The organism is Polyangium sp. 15x6, assembly GCF_029960785.1.
Taxonomy (GTDB): domain Bacteria; phylum Myxococcota_A; class Polyangia; order Polyangiales; family Polyangiaceae; genus Polyangium.
The window spans coordinates 45932-62747 of sequence record NZ_JASBQE010000057.1; the positions used below are offsets into that span (position 1 = coordinate 45932).

A 16816-nucleotide genomic window follows, 5' to 3' on the forward strand; every position below is an offset into this window, starting at 1 on the left:
CCCGAGGGTCGAGAGGGGGGACGTGTGCGATGAACGAGCCGTCGTTCGCGCGTGTATCGGTGGGAGACGTGCTCTTTGGAAAGTACCGGGTCGAGCGCGTCCTCGGCGTCGGCGGCATGGGGATCGTGGTCGCGGCGAGGCATACCCAGCTCGACGCGCTCTACGCCGTGAAGCTGATGCACCCGGCCGAGATCGGGAACCGGCAAGCGCTCGCGCGCTTCTTCCGGGAAGCACGGGCGGCCGCGAAGTTACGTAGCGAGCACGTGGCGCGTGTCTTCGACGCAGGCAGGACGCCGAGGGGCATCCCGTACATCTTGCTCGAGTACCTCGAAGGCTGCGATCTGCAGCAGCTCGGCAAGAAGCGCGAGTGTTTGCCCGTGGCCGAAGCCGTGCTCTACGTGATGCACGCCGCGACCGCGCTCGTCGAGGCCCACGCGGCCGGCATCATCCACCGCGATCTGAAGCCGGCAAACCTCTTCCTCACCCACAGACCCGACGGATCGCCCTGCGTCAAGGTGCTCGATTTCGGCATCTCGAAGCGCTGCGACGCCCGCGCGCCCTCGGGGATGACCCGGACGACCGACATCCTCGGCTCGCCGCTCTACATGTCGCCGGAGCAGATGCGCTCGACGCGGGACGTCGACGCGCGGACGGATCTCTGGGCCCTCGGCGCCATCCTGTACAGGTTGCTCGCAGGAGAAGCGCCTTTCGCGGCGCGGAGTCTTTCGGACGTGTACGAGGGGATCCTGGAGCGAGAGCCGCGGCCGCTCTCGGTGCGTCGGCCCGACGTGCCCCCGGCCCTCGACGCGGTGGTGCGCCGCTGCCTGCGGAAAAACCCCGACGATCGTTTTCCCTCGGCGCTCGAGCTCGCCGCGGCGCTCGCGCCGTTCGTGCCCGAGGAGGAGACGCCGCGCAGCCTGCGCAAGCAGAGGGTGTCCTTGCCCTCGTCGCCGGCCGTGACCGTCCTGCCCGCGACGCTCCCGACGGATCCGGCGCCGGACGACGTGCCGACGTCGCCCGACTGCCGCGCCGCGATGAAGAGCGCGCCGACGCTCCGCTCCGTGCAGGAGCCGCCTCCGCCGAGCTCGACGTCCGAGCCGACGGGGGCCGCGTGGGGCGGTACGTGGACGGTTTCGGCGCGGGCGCGGGAGCACGGGTCACGCGTGGTGGTCGCGGCGCTGCTCGTCGCGGCCGTGGTGGGCGGCGGGACGGGGATCTGGGCGTCGCGGGAGGACCGGATCCTCGCAGCGCGTGCGCTCCCCGCGAGCGCCGCGGTGGATGAGGCGCAGGCGGCCCCGATGAACCTCGCGCCCGTCGCCCAGGCGCTCGCCGCACCCGCGGTCCCGTCCGAGAGCCCGAAGGTGCCCGCGCCGCCGACGAGCGTCGGTCTCGACGGATGCACGGACGAGGCGGAAGCGCCCCGGAGCGGGAGCGCGCAAGCCTACAAGAAAGAGCCGCTCAAGCGAGCGGCCGATCCTTTTGGTCGTTCACGCAAATGAAACCTTATCTTCGGAAGAGCTCGATCCTCCTGGTCTCGGTCGTCTCGATGGTCTCGTCGTTCGCGCGGCCCGCGGCGGCCGAGGGGACACGCGAGCCGCTCGCCGAGGAGCGGGCGGAGGCCTTGTTCCGCCGCGCGCTCGAGCTGATGGACGAGGGCAAATACACGCGGGCCTGTCCGATGCTGGAGGAGAGTCGGCGGCTCGATCCAGCGATGGGGACGATGTTCCGCCTGGCCGAGTGTTACGAGCACACGGAGCGGCTCGGCGAGGCGTTCATGCTGTACCAGGATGTGGCCGCGCAGGCGCGGCAGCGTCACGCCGAGGAGCGCGTCGAGGTCGCGCGGGCGCGCCTGTCCGCGCTGAGCCCGCGGGTCGCGGTGGTGAACCTGAGCGTGCCCGAGGAGGTCCTGCGCGATCCGGAGCTCGCCATCACCTGGGATGAGCGCGCGATCGATCGGTCCCTGTGGAACGCGGGCATCGTCGTCACGACGGGGACACACGTGCTCGAAGCGACCGCGCCGGGGAAGCGGTCGTTCCGGCGCGAGATCACGGTGGCGGAGGCGGGGACGCTGGTCGACGTGGAGGTGCCTCCGCTCGTGGACGAGGTCACGCGGCAGCTCATCGTGCTGCACCCCGATCCGCTGCCGCGGCCGATGACCTTCGAGGATCGGCGGTTTCTCTCGCTCGGGGCGCTCGTGGTGGGTCTCGGCGGGCTCACGATGGCCTCGATCGCAGGGCTCTCGACGTGGCTCGAGACGAGCGGGACGGCCGGCGAGCCGGAGGCAGCAGGGGCGCCCGTGACGAACGCAGCGGCGATCGTGGGGATGAGCCTTGCAGGGGCAGGGCTGTTCGCGGCGGGAACGCTTTGGCGCCCAGCGCCGGCCGGGGACGTGCGGTTCGCTATCGCGCCCGGGCCGGGCGGTGGGGCAGGGGTCGTTCAGCTCTCGTTCTGAAGCGCAGCGCCGGGGTTTCACCCCGGGCCCGACCAGGGGCTGTCCGCCCCTGGACCCGGACCAGCGCAAGCGCTGGACCTTTGGTGCATCGGCCGCGATGCGGCCGATGCAAAGGTGCCGTCAGGGCGCGGGGAACCTCGCGAGGTAGAGGTCGCAGTCGCCCGCGGTTTCGAGCGGGCCCTGGCCGAAGTCGATCGTCCCGTAAAACGAGCCCGTGATGGCGGCGGCGCCGGTCCGGTCGACGGCGACGCCGCCGGCGAGCTGGTAGCTCGCATCGCCGATCGCGCGGCTCTGGACGTGTTTGCCCGTGGCGTCGTAGCGCGCGAAGTAGACGTCGGTCTGTCCGGCAGCTTCGAGCGCCAGGCCGCCGAGGTTCACGGCCTCGGTGAACGTCCCCGTCACGACGAGCCCGCCCTTGGGATCGGCCGCGATCCGGGGCGCCGAGTCGTCCCACTCCGCGGAGGTGAGCCGGAACGTGCGCGTCCAGAGCTCGGCGCCGGTGGGATCGAGTTTTCCGAGGAAGAGATCGCGGCCCTGGCTGGCGAGCTCGCCGCTGCCGAAATCGAGCCGGCCCTCGAAGAGCCCGCCGAAGAGGATGTTTCCCTGCGCGTCCGTGGCCACGGCCTGGATGACCTGGTCCGCGACGTCGCCGAAGGTCTTCGTGAAGACGTGGTTGCCGTCCGCGTCGAGCTTCACGAACACGGCGTCCACGCCGCCCGCGATCGTCGTCGGCCCGCCGCCGAAATCGACCGGCGCGAGCATGCCGCCGCCGAGGAGGACGTTTCCGCTCGCGTCCACGGCCACATCCATGCCGGACTCGAGGCCCGCGCTGCCGAAGGATCGAGCCCAGACGACCGCGCCTTTCCCGTCGAGCTTCGCGACGAACACGTCCGTCGCGCCCACGCTCGTGAGCGTCTCGTCGCCGAGGACGAGCGTGCCGCTGAAGCTGCCCGTGACGACCAGCGTGTCGCCCCCGCCGGCGGCCATCCCGGACACGGTCGCGCCGAGCATGGTGCTGTAGACGTGCTTGCCGTCCGCGTCGAGCTTGCCGATCGCCGCGCCCGCCGCGCCCGTGGGCGTGAGCAGCCCGCCGCCGAGATCGAGCTCGGACTGCGTGTTCACCGCGATCACCCACGCGTCCTCGCCGGCGGCGATGATCCGCGGGATGCCGTCTTGCGAGGCCGATCCGAAGCGCATGCTCGCGCCGGGTTTGCCCTCGGCGTCCCACGTGGCGAACGCGATGTCGGTGCTGCCGGCGGAGACGAGCGGGCCGCCGCCGAAGTCGACCGTCCCCTCGAAGGTGCCGACGAGGGCGACGTCGCCGCTTCCGCTCGTGGCCACCTCGATGCCGCGGTCGCAGCTCGTGCTGCCCGCGCGGATGCTGAAGGCGTTTCCCGCGGGCGGCGGGCTCTCTTCGGGAGTGCAGCCGACGGCGAGGGCCGCGCAGGCGAGAAGCAAGGTCGGTATCTTCATCACGCGTATCCTTTCGGAAGAAGGGGGGTGTTCGGCCCCGCGACCGAAGGATACGCGTTTCTCGACGCCCCTCAGGGCGCGGGGAAGCCCTGGGCGAGTTCCGCCGGGCCGACCGGCGTTCCCCAGATCTCACTCACGATCGCGCTCACGAGCTCCGGCCCGGCTTTCATCTGCATCGTTCCGAAGTCGTAGGCGACGACGCGTGGATCGAGCAGGTCCGCGAGCGCGGGCGAGGCGTACGTGATGTCCTTGCCGTCGACCTGGGCGTCGTGGACCGTCTGGAAGAAGACCCGCAGCGCGGCGTCGTCGTAGTAGGCGAGCACCACGTCGGATTCGGTCGCGAGGGAGAGGTGCAGGTGCAGAAACCCGAGCGTTCGTGACGACGGGAAGCCGGGCTCCTGCTCCAGCGCGCCGTGGGCCAGGTGAATCGCCGCGTAGTCCACGGGCGTGCGGCGACGCCAGAAGAGCCCCCGCGCCTTGTCGCCGCACGCGGCCAGGAACGACTCCGTCTGCGCGACCGGCACCAGCGTGTCCCAGTCGTCCTGCGGGATCATCACGTCGCCGTCGAGCCCCGCGCAGAGCGCGTCGCGCCGCCATGTTCCGAATGCCGCCTCGTTTTCCGCCGGCGGGCCGCCCGTGGTCGTCTCGATGCGTCGCCGATATGCCTCGAAGAAGCCGAGCTCGTCCTTGTACGGATACACCGCGGGGAGCGTGCTCTTCCAGTAATCGTAAAAATCGACGAAATCGGTCGGGGGATTGGCCGCGGTCACGGCGCGGATCGATTGCCCCGCGGGGCGCCTGCCGATGCCCGCGAGCGCCATGAAACCGCCCCACGAGTTCCCGTGCACGCCGATGCGCTCCGCGTCGAAATCGGCCGCGTGCGCCGCGATGTAATGGAACGGCGCGGCGGCGTCGGCGGCGTCGTCCGCGAGCGCACCGCCCGCATAAAACCGGCCGAACGCGACGATCACGGAGTGGCCGTTCAGCAAGTGAAATGCCTCGCCCTGGATCTGCGTCTCCGCGGGCACGAAGCCGTACGCGCAGTTCTCGGTCGACGGCGGGTCGAGCGGCGCGTCCGTGTCCGGATAGAAGCTGAAGGGCCCGGCGTGCTCGGTCGCGTGGCGGGTATCGACCTCCTCGCCCGTCCAATCGATCCCCGTGTACGGCGCCATGTCGACGATGACCGGGGCCTTCGTCTTCGCGGCCGGGATCACCATCAGATACGACGTCCCGCCGTCGGATCGATGCGCGGCGACGAGGCTGGCCTCGTAGGTCGTCATGTCCACGGTCGCGCTGCGGGGGCCGATCGTTTCGAATTCGTAGGTGATCGCGTCCGAACCGCCGCCCCCGCCCGCGCCGCCGGCGCCGGAACCGCCCGATCCCGCGGAGCCACCGGCGCCCGAGGGCTCCTTCCCCCCGCACGCCGCGAGGAGCCCGAACAAACCGATCAAGGAAAGGAATCGCATGGCGCGAGCATACCGCGGGCAGGGGAGTCCGAGGTGCGCCCGGTCGCAATGCCTGTTGACTTCCCAGCCTGATCTCTGGTACGCAGGATCTTAACGAACGATCGTTCAGTGATCCGGATCGCGGTCGAGGTGAACGATGCCGCACATCTACGTTGATGGGTGTGAGATCCAGTACGAAGTGAAGGGGCGAGGGGAGGTCGTGCTGCTCTTGCACGGCCTCGGTTCGAGCCTGCTCGATTGGGAGATGCAGGTCCCGGCGCTCGCGGAGCGATACACGGTCGTCGCCGTCGATCTGCGTGGCCACGGCCGCTCGGGGAAGCCCCCGGGTCCGTATCGGATCGCCACGTTCGCCGCCGACGTGGCCGAGCTCCTGCGACGGCTCGCGCTCGGCCCGGCCCACGTCGTCGGCTTCTCGATGGGCGGCATGATCGGCTTTCAGCTCGCCGTCGACGCGCCCTCGCTCGTCCGATCGCTCGTCGTGGTGAACAGCGCCCCGGCCTTCGTGCCGCGCACGTGGCGCGAGCACCTCGCGGTCGTGCAGCGCCTCGTCGCTTTGCGCTTGCTCGGCGTGCGAGGGTTTGCCCGGAAGATCGCCGCCATGAACTTCCCGCGCTCGGACCAGGAGGCGCTGCGCCAGAAGCTCGCCGCGCGCCTCGGGCAGAACGACGAGGCCGCGTATCTCGCCGCGACCAAGGCGATCCTCGGCTGGAGCGTGGCCGAGCGGATCGGCACGATCCGGTGCCCGGTCCTCGTCGTCACGGGAGACAAGGACTACACCCCGGTCGCGGCGAAGGAGGCCTACGCCGCCCGGATTCCGCGTGGCCGCGTGGCCGTCGTCGCCGACTCGCGGCATTGCACACCGATCGATCAACCGGAAGCGTTCAACCGGCTCTTGCTCGATTTTCTGGAGGAGCAGGCGACGGCGCCGGCAGAACACGAGGAGGTTTGTCATGGTGCGTGAAGTTTTCCGTTTCTTGATGCCGCTCGTCGTCCTCGCCGGCGGATGCAACATCAACATCGAGCCGCCCGGCGAAGGCTCCGAGGCCTCGAGCTCCAGCAGCAGCGTCGGCGCAGGCGGGGGAAGCGGCGGCGTCGGCGGAAGCGGAGGCGGCGGTGTCGGGGGAAGCGGCGTCGGCGGAAGCGGCGGCGTCGGCGGAAGCGGCGGTTCCGCGGGCGCGGGCGGCGGCGCCGAATCGCGCTGTACGGTCTCGCCGCAAGAGGTCGCGTGTCCTTACGAGACCCAGAGCATCCCGGCGCAATCGGGGATTCTGCGGGACGTCGCCTGGCAGGTGCCGCTCGGGACGCCGCCCGCGAAGGGGTTTCCCGTCGTGCTCCTGTTCCAGGGCTCGTTTTATGGTCCCCCGAAGATGTTCAAGGGCGCCGTGGACGGCCCCCACGGGGTCTATCACCTGGCGCTCACCATCAAGGGGCTCCTCGACGCGGGTTATGCCGTGCTCGCTCCGGAGGCGCATGCGGAGGGCTCGACGTTCTGGGACACGAACGTCCCTCCATATTCGATCGCCTGGTCGACCGCGCCGGACCACGACTTCATGCTCTCGATCTTCGATTCGATCGCCGCGGGCTCGTTCGGCCCGCTCGACAGCGCGCGCATGTACGCGACGGGGATCTCGAGCGGCGGCTACATGACGAGCCGGATGGCCGTGAGCTACCAGGGGAAGTTCCGCGCGCTCGCGATCCACTCCGGGTCCTACGCGACGTGCAGCGGCCCGCTTTGCGTCCTGCCCGACGCGCTGCCGGCGGATCACCCGCCGACGCTCTTCCTCCACGGAGAGGCCGATCTCGTCGTCCCCATCGGCACGATGGAGAAGTACAACGCGCGCCTCGTCACGGAGGGCAAGGAGACGCGCGTCGTCACCGAGCCGGGCGTGGGGCACGATTGGCTCGCGGCCGGTCCCGAAGAGGTCGTCGCCTGGTTCGATGCGCATCCCTGAGGCGAACCCGTTGACAGAAACGAACGTTCGTTCCGACAATCGGCCCATGAGCTCCCTCAGGGCCTCTCGTTTGCGGGCTGCAAAGGCGACCCTCCCTCCGTCCTCCGTGCCCGACGGCACGCGGCGGCGCATCCTGGAGGTCGCCTTGCAGCTCTTCGCGAACGAGGGCTTCCACGGCACCTCGGTCCGCGACGTGGCGAAGGCGCTGGATCTGCAGCCGAGCGCGCTCTACGCACACTTTCCCTCGAAGGACCACGTCCTCGCGGAGCTCGTCCGCGTGGGCCACGAGGTGCACGCATCCGGCCTGCGGGCGGCGCTGGCCGGCGCGTGCGACGATCCCATCGATCAAATCTGCGCGCTCGTCCGGGCCCACACCCTCGTGCACGCGTGTTATCCGCACCTGGCCGTGGTGGTCAATGAGGAAATCTACGCCCTGACCGCCGATCTCGCCGCGCCGGCGCTCGCGATTCGCGCGCAATCGATGGCGCTCCTCCACGGGGTCCTCGAGCGCGGGGTGGCGATGGGGCGGTTTTCCGTGCCCGACAAGGCGGCGACCGCCGCGGCGCTCTCCGCGATCGGCGTGCGGATCCCGTATTGGTACGAGCCGACCGAGGCGCTCTCGCTCGACGCGCTCGCCGACGTACATGTCGAACTCTCGCTTCGAATGTTGCGCGCCTACAGGAGCCCTGACGGACGGAGGGCCTGACGGACGCGCGTCGAATTCGAGGGGAACGACGGCGAAAGCCAGCAAAGAGGACACCGGTTTCCATGAACGGCGAACGATTGCTTGTCGGGCCGTGGCCGCGCCACGCCCTCTTCCTTACCATGTGCTTGACGATCGCGGGCTGCGGCGGTGAAACCCCGTCCGCGCCTTTCATCGCCCCGGCCGAGGAGGCGCAGGAGGCGGATTTCCCGGTGGGGATCGATTCGCTCGTCGCCACGCAGCAGGCGAAGCTCCTGGCGAGCGACGGGGCCATGAACAACCGTATGGGCGGCGTGGTCGCGCTCGCGGGGGACACGGCGCTCGTGGGGGGCTACGGCGGTGCAAACGCGGCCTACGTGTTCGTGCGGAGCGGCGGCGTCTGGACCGAGCAGGCGAAGCTCGTGGCGAACGACGGCACGGGGGTCGATCAATTCGGCAGCGCGGTCGCGCTCGTGGGGGACATGGCGCTCGTGGGCGCCCTCGGCAAGGGCCCCGGCGCAGCGTACGTGTTCGTGCGGAATGCGGGCGTCTGGACCCAGCAGGCGAAGCTCGTCGCGAGCGACGGGACGACGGGTGATTCGTTTGGCAATCACGTCGCGCTGTCGGAGGACACGGCGCTCGTGGGGGCGTTCGGGGACGACCCCAAGGGCGGAAACAGTGGCTCGGCCTACGTGTTCGTGCGGAATGGGGGCGCCTGGACCCAGCAGGCGAAGCTCGTGGCGAGCGACGGGGCCATGCAGGACTATTTCGGCGATTCGGTCGCGCTGTCGGGGGACACGGCGCTCGTGGGCGCGCTCGGCGACGACGACAAGGGATCGTACTCCGGCTCGGCCTACGTGTTCACGCGGAGCGGCGGCGTCTGGACCGAGCAGGCGAAGCTCCTGGCGAACGACGGGGCGGCGAACGATGCATTCGGCGATTCGGTCGCGCTGTCGGGGGACACGGCGCTCGTGGGCGCATATGGGGACGATGACAAGGGCATGGATTCCGGCGCGGCGTACGTGTTCGTGCGGAATGGGGCGACGTGGGCGCCGCAGGGGAAGCTCGTGGCCCAGGACGGGGCGGCTGGGGACCAGTTCGGCGCGTCCGTCGCGCTGTCGGGGGAAACGGCGCTCGTGGGGGCGTACCTCGACAGCGACCAGGGCGCGGAGGCCGGCTCGGCCTACGTGTTCGTGCGGAGCGGCGGGGCGTGGGTCGAGGAGGCGAAGCTCCTCGTGCAGGGCGGGGCGGGGGACCAGCTTGCTTCGTCGGTCGCGCTTTCGGGAAATACGGCGCTCCTCGGAGCGCCCAGCGACGCGGACAAAGGCCAGAATGCCGGCGCTGCATACACGTTCGTCCTGGCGTCGAGCCTGGGGGATGCGTGTGCGGCCGCGGCGGAATGCGCGAGCGGCTTCTGCGTGGACGGCGTCTGCTGCGACACGGCGTGCGGCGGAGGCGCGACCGGCGATTGCCAGGCGTGTAGCGTCGCGGCGGGAGCGGCGATGGACGGGACGTGCGCGCCGCTGTCGGCCGGTGTCGAATGTCGTGCTTCCGCAGGCGTGTGCGACGTGGCCGAGGCGTGTGACGGGCAAACCGTGGCGTGTCCCGCGGACGGTTTCGTGGTGGATGGAACGCCCTGCGCGGACGGCGTGTGTGAAGCCGGCGCGTGCATGACCGGTATGGGCGGCATGGGCGGCGCTGGTGGTATGGGCGGCGCGGGCGGTGCCGGTGGCATGGGCGGCGCCGGTGGCGCCGGTGGCGCAGGCGGCGCAGGCGGTATGGGTGGCACCGGCGGCGCAGGCGGTGCGGGCGGCGCAGGCGGCGCAGGCGGCGCAGGCGGCGCAGGCGGCGGCCAAACCTCCGAGGAGGGCGGCTGTGGATGCCGAACCTCCCCGCAGACGGGAAGCGCCCCCGCGCTCTCCATGCTCGCGCTCGGGCTCCTCCTTGCCTCGCGGAGGCGCGTCCGGCGCGCGTGACGCGCCTGCCCCTCGGCTCGTCAGCTCCCGTCCTCGCCCCGGGCGAATCGCTCGATCGCCCGCACCTCGTCTGCCGGCAGAAACGGTAAAACCTCTTCCACCGCGCCCGGCTGCATCGGCGCCGCGCCGAGCCGGAGCGCCGCCGCCTTGCCCACGGCCGCGACGAACGGGCTCGGGCTCATGCAGAGCGTGAGCACCTCCGAAAGCAGCTCCCGCGTTCCCAGCATGGCCGCGAGCATCGCGGCGAGCGGCCCCTCGTCCACGGCGCGCCGATGCCCCACGAGCGCGCCCCGCAGGATGGACGCCGTCTCGTGCCCCGGCGTCCGCGACGCCACCCCTCGATACCCCGCCGCTGGCATTCCGAGCTGCGCCGCTCCATCCGGCGACTCCAGCATCCGCCGCGCCCGGCCCCAAAGCTCCGCGAACGTCGCCCGCGTTCCTTCGATCGACACCGCGCCGTCGAGATCCAGCGCCACGGGCCGCTCCGCCGCCGCGACGTACCCCGGGAAAGCCACGGGCAGCACCGTGATGGGCGCCGAAGCGGGACAAACCGCGCGATACGTCCGGCGGCCGACCTCCACGAAAAACATCTCCACGGACCCCTCGCTCATCGCGATCGTGCGGTGCCGGATCTGCGAGATCCGCGGCCACGGGAGGACCTTCTGTTTGCCCTCGGGATCCAGCACGAACCCCCACGGCTCGATCCGCATGGCCACGCGGCGGCCGAACGGGCTCAGATCTTTGGCGATGACCACGCCTCGAAGGGCCCCGATGAGCGGGAGGCCGAACGCGTACCAGGCACTGCCTTTGCTGACGGCGTAAATCCCCGCGCTCGCGCCCGCGAGGACCACCGTATTCACGGCGGCCTGGATCCACGGCCCCGCCCCGGGACCCGGCTCGAGCTCCACGTGGCGCAGCTCGTCGATGACGACCACGCGAGGCTCGGGGCGGGCAAGCGGCTTGGTCATTGGCAATCGTATTTCTGGTAGCTCACGCCCTGCTCGGTCCGCACCGAATACACGACGCCGCCCTCGTCGAGCACCGCCATGTCGCGGAACGTCTCCTCGGGCATCGTATTCACGGGAAGGACCGCCGTTCCCGTCGGAATGCCCTTGAGCGGCTCGTGGCAAGACAGGACCACGGACTCCTGGTCGTTCTGCACGAGGAGCGTGGCCAGATAAATGGTCCCCGTCTTGTCCGTGTCGAGCAGCAAGATCCCGCGGATCTCGCTCCCTTGCCGGATCTCGCGCGTGTACCGGTGCTGCATCGTCGACCGATCGACCGACGAGATGTACATCCGCCCGGCCTCGGGCTCGATGATCCCGGCTTTGATGTAGCTCAGCCCGTCGCGCGTCGGCCGTCCCGGGACCTCGGTGCGATCCGCCGCCTGCCCGTCGGTCGTCCCGATTCGCAGGAGCGGGCCGTGTTCCTTTTCGACGTACACGTCCTTGCCGTCGACGAACACCCCCGTGACGAACCCGAGCTCGTCGAGCCCCTCGCCCTCGAGCGGCACCTCGCCGAGCACGCCGCCCTTCTCGTCGTACATCACGATCGATTTGCTGTTGTATCGATCCAGCACCGCGACCTTGCCGTCGTCGGTCACGGCCATGTCCTGCGCCGCTTCTTGCTGTTTCAGCGGGATCACGGATTCGGGTTTGCCGTCCGGCCCGATACGCACGACCCGGCCATTGACCTGATCGAGCACGAACATGTTGCCCTTGGCATCCATCGCCAGGCTCATCGGCGCCTCGGGGTTCGCCTCGTCCGGGCGCGACCGGCCGAGCTCATTCATCCGACTCCCGCCCCACGTCGCCGAGAACAGGACTTCCGGCCCCTTCTCGGGCGACGGTGCCGACGCGTCCACCACGATGGTCACCGCCGAGCCCGTGGGCCGCGGCGCGTCGTCCGGCGAGGACCCCGACGCGGGCTTCTCGCCGTTCGGGTTCGCCGGCCGCGCCTCCTTCGACGTCCCGTCACCGGAGCACCCGCGCGCCACCACCACACCCGCGGCGGCCGCGGCAAGGACGGCCACGAGCGCCACCACCTTCTTGCGCATGGGCCCGTTCTACCAGAGCCGCACACGCAAGGAAAAGCCCGCGCCAAACACCGGGCTGGATAAACAAAGATCCACCCGGTGGGGGAAGATGGATCCAACCCTGGAATGCGAGGGTCGCCGCACGGAATCCCAAGTCGGCTTACCTCGTCTCGATCGGTTCCATCGTCGCCGAAGTTTTCTCGCTCGGTTGTGGCATTGGTCGCGGAACACCCTTGCGCGAGGCCATGGACGCGTCTGGCACGGGGCTTGTACGATGGCCTTTCCACGTCCAGGAGCCAAAGCCCAATGAAGACCAACGCTCGCCGCATGTCGCTGTCGATTGCAGCCGCCGCCATCGCCCTTGGAATGGGCATGCTTCCCGCATGCTCCGGGGACGACTCGTCCGAGGAGCTCATCGGCGCCAACGAGGATCTCGGCTCGACCAGCGAGGGCGTGGCCGGCACGATCTCCGTCGGCACGACGCTCAAATCGACGACGGACGTCAATCTCCGCACCGGCCCCGGGACGAGCTACTCGGTCCTCCACGTCGTGCCCACGGGCGCGAAGGTCACGGTCGAGGCCGCCGACCCGAAGAACGGGTTTTACAAGATCAAGCACGACGGCACGGTCGGCTGGAGCTCCGGCAAGTATTACGCGACGGTCTCCTCGGGCGGCGGCGGCTCGAGCGACCTGAGCGCCGCGCAGCAGGGCGCGATCAACCGCGGCAAGTCGGTGAAGGGCTTTTCGTACTGGTGGGGCCACGGCCGCTGGAAGTCGGATGGGCCGACCTCGTCGACGAAGGGCTCCTGCTCCGGGAGCTGCCCGAGCTGCTCGCACAGCGGCTCCTACGGCGCGGACTGCTCGGGCTTCGTTGCCAAGGCGTGGAAGGTCCCCTCGTCGAACGACGACGTCGCGGTCGACTCGCACCCCTATGGCACGATCCATTTCGTGAAGGATTCGTCGAACTGGAAGACGGTCTCGCGCTCGAACGTGAAGCCCGCCGACGCCCTGGTCTACAACTCGGGCGGCGCCGGCCACATCATCCTCTTCGAGAAGGGCGACGGCTGGGGCTCGATGTACGCCTACGAGTGCAAGGGCTGCTCCGCCGGCTGCGTCTACGGCCTGCGCACGGCCTCCTCGTCGTACAAGGCGATCCGCCGCGCCGGCTGGTGACCTGTCTCATCGGGGAGCCGCCGCGCTGGGGCGTTGCCCCAGGCCCCAGCAGGGGCTATCCGCCCCTGCACCCGGACCAGCGCAAGCGCTGGACCCGGGGTCGATGAACTGCGCAACGCGCAGTTCATCGAACAGGCCGAGTCAAGACCGGCGACGACCCTGCCAACCAAGACCGCTTTGACCGGCGACGCCGTCCCTGGTCTTGCCACCGGCCTGTGGGAAAAACTGCGCGGAGCGCAGTTTTTCCCCCCGAGTCCAGGGCTTGCCCTGGTCCGGGTCGAGGGGCGGATAGCCCCCGCGGGGTCCGGGGCAGCGCCCCGGCGCGGCGGCCCAAAGAAGAGACCCATGCTCAGGGCTCAGCGCCCCCCGGATCCCGTTTTTCGTGACACACCATTGCGGGATCGCATCGCGTGCGCGATCCCGGCCTTGAGCGTCCCTTTCGTCACGATCGATCCGAGCTCGGCCCCGAGCTCGACCAAGGTCCGCGCCACCTCCGGCCGGATCCCCGTCAGCACGACCTCCGCCCCGAGCAGCGACACCGCCTTCGCGGCCTTCACGACGAGGTCCGCTGTCTGCGCCTCGACCTCCGGAACGCCTGTCACATCGAGGATCACCGCGCGCGCCCCCGTCTGCGTCACGCCTTCGAGCAGCGTCGTGAGCACCCGATCCGCGCGCCGCCCGTCGAGCCCGCCCACGAGCGTCATCGCGAGGATCTCGTCGTCGATCGGCACGAGCGGCGTCGAGAGCGCGAGCAAGCTCTCCTCCTGCGCCTCGAGGACCCGCTCCCGGAGCTGGGCCTCGGTGCGCTCCGCCTCGGCGCGCTTCAGGTCCGTGATGTCCATCGTCACGCCGCGCAGGCCAATCGACGCCCCCGACTCGTCCCGGATCGCCGTCATCCGGCAGTTCACCCAGAGCGTCTGGCCATCCTTGGTGATCCAACGATACGCGGACGAACCGCTCCCCTCCGCCGAGGCGCGCTCTGCATCGGCCTGGGCGTGCGCTTGATCCTCGGGGTGAACGAGCACGCGCCAGAAATCCGGGCGCCCCCAGTCCTCGGACGTGTACCCCGTGATCGGCAGGACCGCGTCGCTCACGTAGTTCGTCCGGTTTCCGCTGGGATCAAAGATGAAATAACTCTCCCACGCGACGCCCGGTACGTTCGCGACGAACCCGTCGAGCCGCTGCCGGAGCGCGCGCTCTTTGAGCAGGGCCTCCTGCGCGTTTTGCTCGGCGCAGGCCCGGCGGTTCACGTCGAAGACCACGCTGTGGAGCTTGGCCGGGCGCCCTTCCTCGGCCGGCTCGTACAGGAAGTGTGTATCGACCCAGGTATGACCGCCGCCCTTGCGGAGCATTCGATGCGGCGAGAGGTGCGACTCGCCGTCCTCGAGAAACCGCATCGCCTCCGCGTGCGCCTGGGCCCGATCGTCGGGGTGAATGAGCGACGTGAAGAAGTCGGGCGTGCTCATGCAATCCTCGACCGAATAGCCGAGCATCGTCTGGAGCCCGATTCCGCCGATGAACGTGGGCCGAAATTCGCCGGAGGGCTCCTGTTCGAACTCCAGGACGATCCCGGGCACGAGCGCGATGAGATCCTCGAGGACCGCCGCGCGCTCCTCCGCGAGCCGCGCCCGCTCCTCCGCCGCCGCGAGCTCGGCGCGCAAGGACTCGATCGTATCGTTCGACTGCCCCATGGTCTGGATGCTCCTCCGGAAGAATTTGACCATATCAGAACTCAATCCAGGGCTCGGGCTTTTTCGGGGAGCGCGGCGGGAGGCGACGGGCGCGACGGATCACGGCCGAGCGTGCGCCCGCCTTTGCGTCGCTCGTCCGCTCGCTGCACACGTGGCGAGCGGCATCGCGCGTGCATTGACGGCAAGCCGAGCAGAAGGTCCTCCGGACCCGCGCCCGAGGGGGCGTCCCCGCGCGCCGGATCTCGCGTCGAAAGTCGCGTCCTCCGAAGGGGACGCCCCCCTTTTTTTTCGCGAGATTCCTCTAGCCGAAGACCTCGCGCGCGAGCGCCTCGATGGCCATGCGGACGGCGTCGTCGCTGGAATGGCGCACCCGGAAACCTTTGGCCGCGAGCTTGTCCGGGCTCATCGAGGAGCGGGGCACGTCGCCGGGCCAGCCGCGATCGCCGCCGGTGAAGCGGATCGTGGCATCGGGGTAGGGGGAGGCCTTCACGCAGAGCTCGGCGATGCGGGCGACGGAGGTCTGGTCGGGCGGGGCGAGGTTGTAGAGGCCGAGCCGCTCCTCGGCGTGATCGAGCCCGAAGAGCATGCCGTCCGCGCAGTCCGAGACGTGGAGGTAAGGCTTGGATTGCCGGCCGTCGCCGAGCACTTCGAGCTCGATCTTCCGGTCGCGTAGTTTTTTCAGGAAATCGAGCGCGGCGCCGTGGGTGCCGCGGGGGCCGACGACGTTGCCGAAGCGGAAGATGGTCGCGTGCAGGCCGAAGCACTCGACGAACGCGCTGATGAGCGCCTCGCCCGCGAGCTTGCTCGCCCCGTAGAGCGAGATCGGCAAGTGGCCGATGTGGCCCTCTTGGCACGTCTCCGGCGTGTCTCCGTAGACCGTGCCGGACGAGGAGAAGACGAGCCGGGAGACGCCGGCGCGGCGCATCGCTTCGAGCACGTTGTACGTGACGATCGTGCCTTGTTCGAGGTCGAGCCGGGTCCGCTCGAGACCCCAGCGCGCCTCGGGGTTCGCCGAGAGATGGAAGACGACGTCGTGGCCGGCGGCGGCCGCCGTGAGCCGCTCGAGGTCGAGCGCGTCCGCCTCGACGAGCGTGACGCGCCCCGTATCCAGATGTTCCTTTACGAAGGCACGTTTCCCGACGGAAAGGTTGTCGTACACGGTCACGGGCCCGCGCCTGACGAGCCGGTCCACGAGGTGGCTGCCGATGAACCCGGCACCACCGACGACGAGCGTCTTCATGTGTTCTCCATCCCTGAGACGTGCTCGATCCGTGCCGCGAACTGAAGCTCGTCACGTGTGACGAGCCGCATCGGGGCGTCGTGGATGCGCAGCGGCCAGCGGAGCTCGGTGATGCGCCCGCGCGCTTCTCGCACCATGTCGATCCACTCGGCCGGCGAGAAGTACGTCCCCCGCACGAGCACGCCCGCCTCCGCGTTGCCCACGACGTCCATCGCCAAGAGCAGCGCCTGCGAGACCGCGCCGAAGCGGAAATGATCCTTCACGAGCACCGCGCGGGAGGCCACGCGCAGGCACTCGGCGAGCACCTCGGCGGGCGCCTCGCAATGATGCAGGACGTCGGAGATCGTGACGATCTCGAACGCGCCGTCGGGGAACGGCAAGCGCCGGCCGTCGTAGGGCACGACCTCGATCACCGTGCGGGGACGAACCAGCACGTCGACGCCCGCGACCCGGCGCGCGCCCACGCGCTCGGCGACGGCCTCGGCGATGGCCCCGTCGCCCGCGCCCACGTCGAGCAGCGACGCCGCCTGTCCCGCGAGCTCGGCGAGCGCGTCCGTGATGCGCCGGGCCCGCGGGAGCGTCACGGCGCGCCGGTGCAGCGCGAAGAGGGCCTTGTCGATCCCCAGCACGGACGGCGGCTTAGCCGAGGCAGCCCGGCGTGGCAACGTGCTAACGT

At 70.0% G+C, this 16816-nt stretch carries 14 protein-coding genes; 7 read left to right on the top strand and 7 right to left on the bottom strand.

Annotated features, from left to right (window positions below; genetic code table 11):
• Nucleotides 1-29 precede the first annotated feature (29 nt).
• The gene (locus QHF83_RS33235; protein WP_282422027.1) at nt 30-1499 is read left to right on the top strand and encodes a serine/threonine-protein kinase; all 1470 of its coding nucleotides are present in this window, start codon (nt 30-32) and stop codon (nt 1497-1499) included.
• The gene (locus tag QHF83_RS33240; protein WP_282422028.1) at nt 1496-2452 is read left to right on the top strand and encodes a hypothetical protein; all 957 of its coding nucleotides are present in this window, start codon (nt 1496-1498) and stop codon (nt 2450-2452) included. Before QHF83_RS33235 ends, QHF83_RS33240 begins: the two co-directional genes overlap by 4 nt.
• A 120-nt stretch (nt 2453-2572) precedes the next feature.
• Here QHF83_RS33240 and QHF83_RS33245 read toward each other — a convergent pair whose 3' ends face one another.
• On the bottom strand, nt 2573-3925 hold the full coding sequence (locus QHF83_RS33245; protein ID WP_282422029.1) for a hypothetical protein: 1353 nt from the start codon (nt 3923-3925) through the stop codon (nt 2573-2575).
• Nucleotides 3926-3996: 71 nt separating this feature from the next.
• Nucleotides 3997-5391 (bottom strand): CocE/NonD family hydrolase, encoded by a 1395-nt coding sequence (locus QHF83_RS33250; RefSeq protein WP_282422030.1) that lies wholly within the window; start codon nt 5389-5391, stop codon nt 3997-3999.
• Nucleotides 5392-5527: 136 nt separating this feature from the next.
• Here QHF83_RS33250 and QHF83_RS33255 point away from each other — a divergent pair, with 136 nt between their 5' ends.
• From QHF83_RS33255 to QHF83_RS33270, 4 genes are all read left to right on the top strand, one after another.
• Nucleotides 5528-6352, top strand: coding sequence for an alpha/beta hydrolase (locus QHF83_RS33255; protein WP_282422031.1), 825 nt, complete (start codon nt 5528-5530; stop codon nt 6350-6352).
• Nucleotides 6342-7343 carry a prolyl oligopeptidase family serine peptidase gene (locus tag QHF83_RS33260; protein ID WP_282422032.1) on the top strand — a complete coding sequence of 334 codons (1002 nt, stop codon included), beginning with the start codon at nt 6342-6344 and terminating at the stop codon, nt 7341-7343. The genes QHF83_RS33255 and QHF83_RS33260 overlap by 11 nt, the downstream gene beginning before the upstream one ends.
• A gap of 46 nt (nt 7344-7389) precedes the next feature.
• Nucleotides 7390-8049 carry a TetR/AcrR family transcriptional regulator gene (locus QHF83_RS33265; protein WP_282422033.1) on the top strand — a complete coding sequence of 220 codons (660 nt, stop codon included), beginning with the start codon at nt 7390-7392 and terminating at the stop codon, nt 8047-8049.
• Nucleotides 8050-8168: 119 nt separating this feature from the next.
• Nucleotides 8169-10001: an MYXO-CTERM sorting domain-containing protein gene (locus tag QHF83_RS33270; RefSeq protein ID WP_282422034.1), complete on the top strand. Its 1833-nt coding sequence runs from the start codon at nt 8169-8171 to the stop codon at nt 9999-10001.
• A 20-nt stretch (nt 10002-10021) separates the two neighbouring features.
• Here QHF83_RS33270 and QHF83_RS33275 read toward each other — a convergent pair whose 3' ends face one another.
• Entirely contained in the window at nt 10022-10969 is a 948-nt protein-coding gene (locus QHF83_RS33275; RefSeq protein ID WP_282422035.1) for a hypothetical protein, read from the bottom strand.
• A complete protein-coding gene (locus QHF83_RS33280) occupies nt 10966-12057 on the bottom strand; it encodes a hypothetical protein (protein ID WP_282422036.1) in 1092 nt (363 codons plus the stop codon). Before QHF83_RS33280 ends, QHF83_RS33275 begins: the two co-directional genes overlap by 4 nt.
• A gap of 285 nt (nt 12058-12342) precedes the next feature.
• Here QHF83_RS33280 and QHF83_RS33285 point away from each other — a divergent pair, with 285 nt between their 5' ends.
• Nucleotides 12343-13209 (top strand): SH3 domain-containing protein, encoded by an 867-nt coding sequence (locus QHF83_RS33285; protein ID WP_282422037.1) that lies wholly within the window; start codon nt 12343-12345, stop codon nt 13207-13209.
• 356 nt (nt 13210-13565) lie between these two features.
• Here the strand turns inward: QHF83_RS33285 and QHF83_RS33290 are convergent, their stop codons facing one another.
• The 3 genes from QHF83_RS33290 to QHF83_RS33300 form a co-directional block, all read right to left on the bottom strand.
• On the bottom strand, nt 13566-14933 hold the full coding sequence (locus QHF83_RS33290) for a PAS domain-containing protein (protein WP_282422038.1): 1368 nt from the start codon (nt 14931-14933) through the stop codon (nt 13566-13568).
• A gap of 268 nt (nt 14934-15201) precedes the next feature.
• A complete protein-coding gene (locus tag QHF83_RS33295; RefSeq protein ID WP_282422039.1) occupies nt 15202-16140 on the bottom strand; it encodes an NAD-dependent epimerase/dehydratase family protein in 939 nt (312 codons plus the stop codon).
• Nucleotides 16137-16769, bottom strand: a complete 633-nt coding sequence (locus QHF83_RS33300; RefSeq protein ID WP_282422040.1) for a class I SAM-dependent methyltransferase — start codon at nt 16767-16769, stop codon at nt 16137-16139. The genes QHF83_RS33295 and QHF83_RS33300 overlap by 4 nt, the downstream gene beginning before the upstream one ends.
• Nucleotides 16770-16816: the final 47 nt, after the last annotated feature.